Origin of the sequence: uncultured Mucilaginibacter sp. (genome assembly GCF_903913935.1) — a bacterium.
In the GTDB taxonomy this organism is placed as follows: Bacteria; Bacteroidota; Bacteroidia; order Sphingobacteriales; family Sphingobacteriaceae; genus Mucilaginibacter.
Genome location: NZ_CAIWNH010000036.1, coordinates 1 through 11702 on the forward strand (window position 1 = coordinate 1; position 11702 = coordinate 11702).

Genomic DNA, 11702 nt, shown 5'->3' on the forward strand with positions numbered 1-11702 from the left:
AGCTAACTTTGTTTTGTGGCACACAATTTTAAAAGAAACATAGTTTATTACAAAAAATACTATCTCGACTTTTTTAATGCCCTCGCTGCGCCAGTGCAATTAAAGTTTAACTATACGTTGGGAATAATTGCAACAATGGAACGTGTGCCTGCCAAGTTTTTTAAGCACATAGAGGAAGGCATTTATGAAGTCAGGGTAGAAGTTGGTACAAATATCTTTCGTGTGTTTTGCTTTTTTGATGACGGACAACTGGTCGTTTTGATGAACGGCTTTCAGAAGAAAACACAAAAAACGCCGAAGAATGAAATTGCAGCGGCAAAGAAAATTAAAAAAGAATATTTCGATGAAAAATCAAACAAACAGTAATTTAACTTCCTTTGCTGATCATCTGGATGAGCAATATGGCAAAAGGGGCACTGAAACCAGGGAAAATTACGAACAGGGCTTTGAGGCCTTTAAACTGGGCGTTTTTATACAGGAATTGCGTGAACAGCAAAATATGACCCAGGAACAACTTGCCGCTAAATGCGGCACTACCAAATCCTATATCTCGCGAATTGAAAATAATGCCAGCGACATTCGCTTGTCGACGCTGATGCGCATTGTTAGGGAGGGGTTGGGTGGACATCTCAATTTATCAGTGGCTTATTGATCAAAAAGTAATATTGATATGTCTACTGTTAAAAAAGCAACGCCGGACGCTTTGCACATAGAGGTTACAAGCGATAAGGTTAGAGACTACGCTGATGAGCCTTTCTTTGTTAAAAAGGCGGATAAAGCTAAAGAATTTTTACGCCGGCACCCTATCCCTGAACTTTACCTAAAGAAGTAATTGCGTCTCGCCGGTTTAAATGGCCGCAGTTGAACCTGTATTTGCGACAGCGTGTTATCGATCCAATTATAAATCAATAACAAACCCTATCTTTATCACAGCTATGAAACGTTGCCTTATCGTCCTCATTACTTTTTGCTGCCTGTCAAGCCGGATTTTTGGGCAATCATCTTCGGTGGCTATTGATAGCCTTATTAAGTTTCGGATTATAACACCCAAAGAACGCCCGGTGCTGGACAGTGACCTCGCACGAAAGGGCGGTGCATCTTATCGTGTGAGGATATTGGAAGGGTTGGAAGAAATCATATTGCAAAAAACATTTCATATTGACATGCGGAAGGGATCCTATTCCTTTTCTTATAAGATTGACAACTACAACAAAAAAAGCCAGGACAGCGTCAACACATCACTCCGGGGTTTGCTGGAGAAACTTAAAAGGGCTGATTTGCTGACTAACCGGGTATATAACTACACGGTAAAAGCTATAGACAGTAACCAATATATTGCTGAAGTGCAAATGGTGAGTTATTTGACAGAAATGAGTTCGCGCCTGGAATGGCTGGCGCCTGACAAATTGCTGCCGGTTGCTGAACAGCTTCATAAATATGGCATCGTAAGCGATTCATCTTTTGTGAGGCTCGGGGCTGACATTAACGATGGTAAGATTGAATCGGCATTTCAATTGAATAACTATTGTAATCATGATCGGATCTTCGACGTTTCCAATTATATTGAAGACAAAAGTATCCGGCTTGAGCAGCTCCACCGGGACATCGCGACGATGCTACCCGGGCTGAATTTTACGAATTTTAGTTATACTACTTCTCCAGACCCCGATTCGGCGAAGATCGGGTTGCCGGAAATCAAATTCAAAGTAAGTTTAGTATGCAATGGCCAGACCTATAAATATGCTTCCACCATTTTAGAATTGAAAAACAAGGAAGGGAAATTGCACTTAACGGACATCGACCTCCAAACATTTCACCGCGTCTTCAATAAAATTTTGACAGACGAACACTCGCCACTCCGGCTGCATGCTGTTATGTTCAGCTCATCGCGCGGATCATCTGGTGATGGGCAGCGCTTTTCGCTTATCGCGTTAACTGGAGAACAGGCACGGGTTTTTATGAAAGACCCATGTATGTCCTATATGTTTGCCAGCATGGAAAGCTATGATAATACCTTAACGTCCGGCAGAAGAGATAGCACGATAATGGCTTGGAAGAATATCGGCCTTTTTTCCCACCTGTCAGCAAATGAATTGACGAATGCAATTGACGATGCTGAGGCTGCCGACCTGTTTTCGATGGATGATTTGCTTCGTTATTTTCCGCGGGTAACTTATTCTATGGACTCGGCATTGACGAGCCAGGATCGTACTTATACCAGTCTTTTACATCATCTTGCTAAAATAACACACGGCGCATTTAATCCAACCGGAATCACCCAAAAGAAGGTAAAGGGAGGTGTAAGGCTGCAATATCAATCTAATGGCAAAATTCATTCCTTCATCTTCAAAACGGATTACGGATGGTTCGATACTAAGTTCCCGGCCTTCGTGAAACATCTTGGCCTGGAAAATGATCTGCCTGGCGATTTCTATAATCTTCCCTACGTTGATGCAGTTGTTTACTTAACAAAACAGCAATATGCATCGGCAGTTCAATTTAAGCTGCTTGATTTTGACATGAAAAGACCCGGACACGTGAAGCGGGCTCATTAATTCTGTTGGCCCGGCAAGGCGCTTCGTGTAGCCTGAGACTACGAGCATATCGTATCCCGTAGGCAGTACCTACGAACAGCAGGCTTCAGGCAAGATACCTGAACCGACGCGGGGATATTAGGTGTACTATTGATATATATAGTCGAACCCTTGCTCGGTTAAGACAATTCCTTCAACAGTTCTGTTTTCATATGTGATATACTCTAAGTTTTCCAAACCCTGTAAAGCTTCTGCAACCATTTCTCGTTCCCTCTGATTGAGTGACGGTATTAGATTTTGAGTGATCCACCGCATTTGTATCATATTGTTGACCCTATAATTTAGGCGTCTAAATTGCCCCATGATTCTCTCCTGAATGTTAGAAATAGTGTCCTCATTGTCTATCGGATATATAAACTCATATCCGGTATCGGTCAGCGCCAAGTTATCTGCACCACGAATATTTTTTACTGATATATAACCCCTTTCAATCAGTTGATCAATTGCTGGGTCAACTAAAGATTGTTCTCTCGGATTCAGGTTATCTCTTATATAAGCAGAAAGTTGTCTGTGACTTAACACGTGACCTGGCTTCGAGTTAGTGGTTGCAAACATCGTCATGATGTCTGTTTCTATTTCTTCTATTGACTTCATATTATTGTTGTTAGTCAAAGATAATTATTAGATTCGAGTTAATCCTGACATGAATGATGAGAATTTGTTCGGCAAGTATTTACCCAACCCGCGCGAGTACGCCGTGTTAGCCTGTACGGCTGTGTACTAGCGCCTGAATTGGGAAACATAAATTTATTTTTACCGCTCAAATTTTCTCAATTTTATGGACATTTGATTTAACAAACCTTACTATTTCTCAAGTGATCAAAAATCTTCCTAAAGCTAACGATTATGAAAATGTGTCTATTGAATGTTTAATTCAGGCATATAATAATATTGTGACTATTGATAGCTATTTGACAAATGCAACACCACGTGAACATATATGGGAATATAATCAAGTCGTTCTTCGGACTTGTCTTGTATTAGTCCATCAAGGAATTGAAGGACTATTAAAAGCTGTGATATGTAATGTTAGTCCTTTGTTGCTTTTGGATAAAAAAAGGAGTGAATGGAAAACACTGCCCGAAAGCAAAGATGAATCATTTGATGATCTATACACCATAGGCGGCGAGGATCTTTTAAGAACATTTTTTGGTTGCCAAAACCCCAAGAATATTTCTCCCAAATTTCTGAATTTATATGAGGAGGTGAGAACTAAAAGAAATAAAATTGTCCACGGTACTGCAAAACAAAAACTGAGTCCGGAGGAGGTGCTCAAATTCATTTTAAACACTTTTACTTTTCTACTTGGCAGGGATACCTTTTGGAATTCAGTATGTTCTAAGTTTTATGGTCATCCAGGATTTGAGTTTGGTGATGAAAATATTGAGTGGGAAGATGAATATTTCTATAACAGAATGGATCATCTAGATTTCTTTCTTGGCAAAAAGGAATTGAAAAAACATTTCTCTGTCGATATCAGTGCCAGACCATATCTGTGTCCAATTTGCACGGAGAAGGCTGAGAAAATCACTTCGAAAGGGATTGAACGCCCTGAATCTAAATGGGCATTTTTAAATCCTAATAAACCAGGTTCAACTGATATGTCGTGCATTGTTTGTCGAACTGATTTTGGAGTAGTACGACAAAATTGCGGAATTAACGATTGCAAAGGTGACGTACAATATCTCATTGAAGAAGAAGATTTAGGAGATAACGATATTTATGTTTGTTTGACTTGCTGGAAATCGAAAGACGATTTATGATTTTCTGCCGCCGCCGCCCGGCTTGTGGCCCGTATGATAGTATTAACACGCCATGCAGCGGCGCGCTAAAAGTCTTACCGCTGATTTAACTTTGAATGATGACACCAACTGAACAATTTTGCAGGTTACTTAGAAATCGATCCGCCGAACATAAAGCGGCAGCACAATTACTATTTCCTCAAAGGCTATATGGCCAAATGATCTCCATTCTAAGGCAGGAATTAGATTCAATGATCCGGGCTATTTTTCTGGTAAGCCAGAGCCCACATAACAGACAACATTATATAAATCAAACTCTCAATAATGAAAAGTGGACACTTCCAGGTACAAGAGCGCAAATCACAGACCGGCATATGGTTGATTTTGCAAACACTCTGCATGGCTGGTCATGCTCCGTTTACAAATTAGGCTGTGGATTCATACACTTGTCTGTAATGGCAGATTACGATTATAATAATCCATTTTTAAATCTTCCACTAAACGAGCAACAGGAAATTAAACAGCATTTACATGATTATCATGGATTTCCATTGTCTAATAATCTAAACGTTGCGACGGTAGGGCCGTATTTGTTAATGGTATTCGAAAAGATTTCAAATAATTTGGAATACGAAATACAGCATTTATAAAATGCAACACACCCATCACCATCCCGAACATTTAATGACCATAATATTGGGATTACCCGCTTCGGGCCCCGCGCTGCCGGAAGCCTCCAGGCTTGTGGCCCGCATGATATGTAGCCACTTTGCAGGCTAAACACGCGATAAGTAGCCGGTAAATGTTTTCTGAAATTTTAAAAAATAGCTAAATGGGCCTTTCATGTGTAATAATAGTTCATTACCTGTCAGCGGGCCACAAGCCGGGAGGCTTGCGGCAGCGTTTGGGTTTTAGACGGCTGGCTTTTATTTACCTGGGTCTGTAGCAAGTTTATAAACTTTTCGAATGCCTTATGGCGTTCATTCAATTCAGCCAAATTTTCTGCGCCCGATCCGGTATTGGCTTTCAATTCGTCAAAACTATCATATTTGGTTAGCGTAGCCATTTTATTCTTCTAAACTCACTTTTTTTCTGAATAAGTTAAATATAGGATAATTTTTACTTCCAAACACACAAATCCCTATTAAAATGTTCAATCCTCCCCACCTCAAAATCCCGAAAGTTTAATCACAATAATATTGGGATCATCCTCTTCGGCCGCCAACTCTCGGGTTTTGCGGATGTGGATGCTGTCCTGCTCATCGGCCCATACCTCGTAAGCCATTTCGCCGGGGATCTCGCCGGTAAGCACGGTTCCGGGCTGGATCTCAAAGTGCCGCATCATGGCGAGGATGGTGCGTTCCGCTTGTTTTACCTCTTCGGCCATTTGCTCCATTTTGGTTTTTTCGGCCTGTACGGCACGGTAATAATCGATGAGGGCATCTACTTCGCTTAGCCGGGTTTGACCGCTGTACAGCGGGGCATCGTTAAGCAGGTTTTGGAAGTATTCTTCTACATCAGCAAACAGCGTGCTGAGCTGGTAGTAATAGTTGCACCATGCGGTAAATTCATTTGTCATAGTGTTTTTGGTGTTTATTTAAGCCCCCTCTAAATCTCCCCCGGTTGGGGAGACTTTAGCTTCGGCATAGTCTATTTTCAAGTCCACCTAACCCGCTGGTCATCCTTATGCGGGTTAGGTGCAAGGTAAAGTCATTTAGTCAAAGAAGAACATACGAAATTAAATAATGAATATTGAATGTCGAATTTCGAAGTTTCTTACTTCAATATTCAACATTCGATATTGGGTGTTCGATATTAAATTCCTTCACTTAACTGCATTGGCCTTCCTGTCGGCATAATTTGCTTGTTACTTATCAGCGGTTTCGCTCCTTTTCAATATCCTGCCCACCGTTGTATAATGCACGCCCAGTTCATCTGCTATTTGCCGCAGGTTATGCCCTTTTTGATGCATCTCCAAAATCTGCTGTTTCAAAATTTGTTTTTCCTGCGTTTCGGGCCGGCGCAGGTGATCGGCTTCACGGGCGTAGCCTTCAAATGTGTAGCATAAAAAGTTGATCTGTTTTTCCTGGCGGATGAGGCAGATGTTGTCTTCGCCGTATGCTTCCTTCTGGTTACGCTGCTTGATCTGTTTGATATAGCGCATCCCCGGCGCGGCGTAGCTTTGGCCGATGGCAAAGGCGCTGTCGGCAAAGTTAATGAGCATTTTGCTGCCCTGCAGGTCGTTTACCGTTAAGGGCTTATAGGCATTGCGTTTGGGCGTATGCGCCAGCACCAAAATGCTGAGGCCGAATTTGATTTTGAGGGCCTTTAACGCCTTCATCAGCGAAAGCGCCGCGTTGGCGTTTTGCGTGCCGTTGCCTGCATAGGTGATGTTATCGATGATGAGTACATTGGCTTTGGTTTTGGAAACTTCGGTGGTAATGGCATCCCGCACCTGCCGACCGTAGTTATCACTAGCGATGCCGTCATCGGCTTCGGGGTTGAATTCGCTGCGGTAAAAATTGGGCGAAAATAGGTAGGTATCCCGCTGGGCCTGTTTGATATACCGGGCCTCGAACTGTTTGGCGTTAAGCTCAAAATCGATATAAAGCACCTTCAACGGTTCGTCCGCCTGGTTATAAAAGGGCTCGAACGAATAGCATTTTGTTAAACAGTCGGCGATTTGCACGGCGAGCACGGATTTGCCCATATTAGTGTCGGCATAAAGGATGCACAGCTCATTTTCGAACCAAAGGCTGCCAAAAAGCGGCCTTGCGGCAGGCTTGCCAAATTCCTGTATCATCCATTCGTTAGCCGTTTTGGTACGGAGCAGGCCATCTCCGAAGGTTTTATTCCATTGGCCTGCTTTGAGTTTGCGTTTGTTAAAATCTTCCCGCTCACGGCGGATGGCTTCAATTTGTGGTGGGTACATAAGTTTAAGTGATTATTTACAAATTTACCCAACAAAAAGCAAAAAAGTGCTGACACTATTTTGTCAGTGACAAAATAGTGTCAGCACTTAAATTGCTAATAATCAAATTTGTAGCGTTTTGTAGCAGGTTGTAGCACGTGTAGCGCACGCTACAAAACTCCAGGTAACTTGAAAGTTAGATTAGGTTGATTAAGTTAACATCTATGTAAAACTTAATCAACCTAATCCAACTCAATCAACCTAATCAACTACTTGCGCAACGTCGTTTCAAACAACTTAAAGATGCGCTTATACTCATCAGTCCAGCTGCTGGGTTGTTCAAAGGCGTGGTCCTCTATGGGGTAGGAAGCCAGTTCCCAGTTATCTTTATGCAGTTCGATCAGCCGCTGGCTCAGGCGGACAATATCCTGGTAATTTACGTTCTGGTCGATCATGCCATGCAGCATCAGCAGGTTACCCTTCAGGCCATCTGCAAAATAAATAGGCGAGCTTAAGCGGTAAGCTTTTTCATCATTAAAAGGCTCATTTAAAATGGCGTCAGTATAACCATGGTTGTAATGGGCCCAATCCGTTACAGAACGGATAGCCGCGCCGCTGGTAAACACCTCAGGCTCGGTAAACATGGCCATCAGCGTGATAAAACCGCCGTACGAGCCGCCGTACAGGCCAACATGTTTGGGATTAACGCCATATTTATCCACCAGCATTTTTACGCCGTCGGCCTCGTCGGTCAAGTCCTTGCCGCCCATATGGCGGTAAATGGCCGTACGCCAGTCGCGGCCGTAGCCGGCACTGCCTGAATAATCCATCGCCAAAACGGTATAGCCGTTATCGGCCAGCATATTGTTGAACATAAACTCGCGGAAATAATAGCTCCAGCCGTACTCCACATTTTGCAGGTAGCCCGCGCCGTGTACAAAAACAACAGCAGGTTTAGCCGGATCGGGATGTTTAGGCAGAAAGAGATGTGCATATACATCGCTGCCGTAGCGGTTTTTAAAAGTGATGATCTCGGGCGCGCGCCATGGGTATGAGTTAAATTCCGGCGTAGTGGAATGGGTTACCTGTACGGCCACTGCGCCCGGTTTGTTGGCCTGCACGTACATTTCCCAGGGTTTATTGGTGTAGGAATACCGGATCGCCAGCCATTTTTCATCCGGGGACAGGGACACATCATTCATCCCCTTCATGGACGTGATCTTAACCGGTTCACCGCCCGAAACAGGGATGCGGTAAAAATTGGTAATGCCGGGGTGCTCCATATTGGCGGTAAAATAAAATGTTTTTTTATCGTTGGATAATTGCAGGGTCTGCACCTCCCATTTGCCGCTGGTGAGTTGTTTTTTGGTGCCATTGCTTACGTCCACCAAATATACATGGGCATAACCGCTGGCTTCGCTTTCAAAATAAAAATGGCCATTGTCTGTCCATCCGAAATTATAAGCACCTGGGCCACCTACCCAGGCGTCGTTATGCTCACGGTCGAGCTGGGTTAAATTACCTGTCGCCGGGTCAAGCTTCATTATCCAGCGGTCTTTATTATCATCGGCGTAAACGGCTACCACCGCATTTTCGCCATCTTCGCTCCAGTACGGGCCTTCTATAACAACCTTGCGGTCTTCGTTGAGTTTGGTGCGTTCTTCCAGTTCTTTTGGATAATCTTTTACATAATCCGGCAGGTCCTTTATCCCGGGGATAGCCGTTGTAACAATTTTATAAACCGTATCTTTTTGCGTATCAAAAACAAAAGTTTCCGAAGTCGACTGCGGTGCGCCTACCTTGGTACGGTTGTTGATATCCTCGGTAAAACCCGTTGCGGTTACATAATTGGGCACTATGCCCCTTTTTGCATCGGTTGGACGTTTGGTCAGCCTGTAGGTAATAAAGCGACCATCAGGGCTTTGTTCCACGCCGCCAACAGACTGATCATCTATGCCGATCTCTTTCAATTTCTTCGGCTCCAGTTCTTTATTTTCAATGGAATCCTGTTTCCGGTCCGTCTCATTTACTTTTATGATATCGAACAATTCGAGCTGCTGTTTCTTTAGCCAGGTTTCCTGCTCATTGCCGGCCGCCTGCGCTTTATTTGCCTTTGCCCCTTTTTTGCCGGATGCTGACGCCGCCGCGGCAGTATGGGTAAAATTAGTTAGCTGCACCAGTTCTCCACCGTTAAGTTTAAGTGAGTACATATTGTCCCCCTTTATAAACAACACGCTGGTTTCGTCACCATTAAAAGATGGATCATATTCACGATCGGCGGTATTGGTTAGTTGGGCGATTTTTCCAGATGGAAGATCCGAAAGAAAGATATCGCCATTTTTTTCAAACAACTTCAACGTATGTTTTTTGTTCCATGCGCCATTTTCAGGCGCCATTGCCCTTTTTTCATCGACACCAACCTTAACCGGCTTAACAGCTGATGGCGCGATGGAGAACAGCTCATCCCGCTCAGTATGATTAGGGTTCCAGTTAAAATAGATCTTTTTGCTGTCATCGGCCCAATGAATTGCAGACGGCGAAACGCCGATCCATTTAGGGTCGCGCATTATTTTTTCAATGGTTAAGGTGTCGAGCTTTTGTGCAGACGCAGCAATGGAAGCCGCTAATAAAAGGAGCGTAAAGAGTTTTTTCATAATGAGGTCAGTCAATCGCCAATCAGTTCAAATTAAGCAGTACAAGTAAATATTGTTAATGTAAATTAACTCAATCAACCTAATCCAACTTAATCAACCAATCAACTCAATAAAACGCAAGATAACAGTTTCAATAATCATTGCTAATTTTAGCAACTGTTTTGTTACAATATGGAATTACAAGGACAAGGGTTTAAACTTCGCGAATGGAAAACGGATGACGCTGAGTCGATTCAAAAACATGCGGATAACCCTAATATTTATTCTTTTTTGCTGGACAGGTTCCCGCACCCTTATACCATGGAAGCGGCGATCGGTTGGGTTAATATGATGCTTGTGCAAAATCCGCAGGTTAATTTTGTCATTGATGTTGATGGCCAAGCAGTTGGCGTTATCGGCTTTGAAATACGGGAAGATGTTTACCGGAAAACGGCCTTATTTGGTTACTGGATCAGCGAAACCCTATGGGGACGGGGTATAATGCCGCAAGCTATAAAACTGATCACCACCTATGCCTTTGAAAACCTGGACCTGGTACGTATACAGGCAGGCGTTTTGAGCAATAACCCGCGGTCAATGCGGGTACTGGAAAAAGCCGGTTTTACCATGGAGGGCGTTTTAAAAAACAACATTATAAAAAATGGCATCATGCTGGATGAGCATATTTATGCAGCACTTAAACAAATTTGAATACCCGAGCCGGCTGCCTTACTAGGTATTTTTACTCAATATCCATTCGTATTAGTACTTAAAAGATCGGGTATTTCTCCTCTTTTACAGGCTTACGTTGCCTTTTACCTTTACCCTATGAGCAGGGCACTCTGTTTTGAAAATAAAAATCGACCCGGGTTATGGCAACAGACGGAAGTTTGGCGACAGCAACTAATATTTATGTAGCTACTGCCTCAAAATTAAACTTTGAACAAACGCAAAGTGTTACCAATGAATTACTGCAGATCCTTGGCTATCCGGATAGTTACACCGGTTTCAAATTCCATTTTATTGATGATAGCCATTTAATACAAGCCAACGCATCAGTAGACCATATGCTAAAGATTTCCATAGAAAATTAAGTACCTCCGCTTCTCCTTCTCTATTTAAAAACTGTATCCACGTAGTTCTACGCAATATAAACCCGTAGTAAACGCGTACTGATCAGGGGTTTTTGCGCTTGCCTGCCTTTCTGAACGCAGCTACCTTTATCCTTATAAGCAGGGCGCTTGTATATACCCCCGGAAGCCGAAAAGGGAGAAGAGAGTAGGCAAAATTTATTAAATCTACCACTATGAAATCGGGAAGAAAATTTTCAAAAGAAAACGCTGTTTTGGTATCCGTACCATCAAAACTATCACTTGAACAAACCCAGCACATCACCAAGGAGATCCTGGGAATTGTTGGCTGCCCAACCTGTTATTCGGGGTTTAAATTCCAGTTTATTGACGAAGGTGAAATAATCACTGCAAGATTCAGTGAAAACCAGGAATTAAGCATCCATTAAAACCAGGCATTTAAAAAAATGAATGAACTTGGTGTAGGGCTTGTTTACTTCCAGGGATTTGAAAGCTTTCTTGCATCGCATTCATCGCTGATCGACGTGGTTGAGATCGAACCTCAAACATTTTGGTACGATAAAAATGATGAATGCGATGCATTTAAGTATGATGCCGATGTCGCTTCATTCCTAAATTCCTATAACCGCCCCAAAATATTCCACGGGGTAGGTTATCCCATTGGCGGCACTTGTGTTCCCCCGGCGCAGCATTTCAATACGCTGCGGCAACAAGTACAGGAGTTAAAGCCG

15 protein-coding genes are annotated in these 11702 nt (G+C 43.0%); 10 read left to right on the forward strand and 5 right to left on the reverse strand.

The window, feature by feature from the left end; translation table 11 throughout:
• Positions 1-15 precede the first annotated feature (15 nt).
• From QZY09_RS01545 to QZY09_RS01560, 4 genes are all read left to right on the forward strand, one after another.
• Entirely contained in the window at positions 16-366 is a 351-nt protein-coding gene (locus QZY09_RS01545; protein ID WP_295667298.1) for a type II toxin-antitoxin system RelE/ParE family toxin, read from the forward strand.
• Positions 344-652 (forward strand): helix-turn-helix transcriptional regulator, encoded by a 309-nt coding sequence (locus tag QZY09_RS01550; protein ID WP_295667301.1) that lies wholly within the window; start codon positions 344-346, stop codon positions 650-652. The genes QZY09_RS01545 and QZY09_RS01550 overlap by 23 nt, the downstream gene beginning before the upstream one ends.
• 18 nt (positions 653-670) lie before the next feature.
• A complete protein-coding gene (locus QZY09_RS01555) occupies positions 671-832 on the forward strand; it encodes a hypothetical protein (RefSeq protein WP_295667303.1) in 162 nt (53 codons plus the stop codon).
• Between the two features lie 103 nt (positions 833-935).
• On the forward strand, positions 936-2555 hold the full coding sequence (locus QZY09_RS01560; RefSeq protein WP_295667305.1) for a hypothetical protein: 1620 nt from the start codon (positions 936-938) through the stop codon (positions 2553-2555).
• A 126-nt stretch (positions 2556-2681) separates the two neighbouring features.
• Here the strand turns inward: QZY09_RS01560 and QZY09_RS01565 are convergent, their stop codons facing one another.
• Positions 2682-3188, reverse strand: a complete 507-nt coding sequence (locus QZY09_RS01565; protein WP_295667308.1) for a hypothetical protein — start codon at positions 3186-3188, stop codon at positions 2682-2684.
• Between the two features lie 221 nt (positions 3189-3409).
• Between QZY09_RS01565 and QZY09_RS01570 the strand changes: the two genes are divergently transcribed.
• Entirely contained in the window at positions 3410-4357 is a 948-nt protein-coding gene (locus QZY09_RS01570; RefSeq protein WP_295667311.1) for a hypothetical protein, read from the forward strand.
• 95 nt (positions 4358-4452) lie between these two features.
• Complete coding sequence (locus tag QZY09_RS01575) at positions 4453-4986, forward strand: hypothetical protein (RefSeq protein WP_295667314.1); 534 nt, start codon at positions 4453-4455, stop codon at positions 4984-4986.
• A 218-nt stretch (positions 4987-5204) separates the two neighbouring features.
• On the opposite strand, the gene QZY09_RS01580 is transcribed toward QZY09_RS01575, so the two are convergent.
• The 4 genes from QZY09_RS01580 to QZY09_RS01595 form a co-directional block, all read right to left on the reverse strand.
• Complete coding sequence (locus QZY09_RS01580) at positions 5205-5402, reverse strand: hypothetical protein (protein WP_295667317.1); 198 nt, start codon at positions 5400-5402, stop codon at positions 5205-5207.
• Positions 5403-5504: 102 nt separating this feature from the next.
• Positions 5505-5915, reverse strand: coding sequence for a hypothetical protein (locus QZY09_RS01585; RefSeq protein WP_295667320.1), 411 nt, complete (start codon positions 5913-5915; stop codon positions 5505-5507).
• A gap of 288 nt (positions 5916-6203) precedes the next feature.
• Positions 6204-7268 (reverse strand): AAA family ATPase, encoded by a 1065-nt coding sequence (locus QZY09_RS01590; protein ID WP_295667322.1) that lies wholly within the window; start codon positions 7266-7268, stop codon positions 6204-6206.
• 248 nt (positions 7269-7516) lie between these two features.
• Complete coding sequence (locus QZY09_RS01595) at positions 7517-9901, reverse strand: alpha/beta fold hydrolase (protein ID WP_295667325.1); 2385 nt, start codon at positions 9899-9901, stop codon at positions 7517-7519.
• Positions 9902-10072: 171 nt separating this feature from the next.
• On the opposite strand from QZY09_RS01595, the gene QZY09_RS01600 reads away from it, so the two are divergent.
• From QZY09_RS01600 to QZY09_RS01615, 4 genes are all read left to right on the forward strand, one after another.
• Positions 10073-10591 carry a GNAT family protein gene (locus QZY09_RS01600; RefSeq protein ID WP_295667328.1) on the forward strand — a complete coding sequence of 173 codons (519 nt, stop codon included), beginning with the start codon at positions 10073-10075 and terminating at the stop codon, positions 10589-10591.
• Between the two features lie 161 nt (positions 10592-10752).
• Positions 10753-10974, forward strand: a complete 222-nt coding sequence (locus QZY09_RS01605) for a hypothetical protein (protein WP_295667331.1) — start codon at positions 10753-10755, stop codon at positions 10972-10974.
• Positions 10975-11186: 212 nt separating this feature from the next.
• A complete protein-coding gene (locus QZY09_RS01610; RefSeq protein WP_295667334.1) occupies positions 11187-11399 on the forward strand; it encodes a hypothetical protein in 213 nt (70 codons plus the stop codon).
• An 18-nt stretch (positions 11400-11417) separates the two neighbouring features.
• On the forward strand, positions 11418-11702 hold a 285-nt coding region (locus tag QZY09_RS01615; protein WP_295667337.1), incomplete at its 3' end, for a hypothetical protein.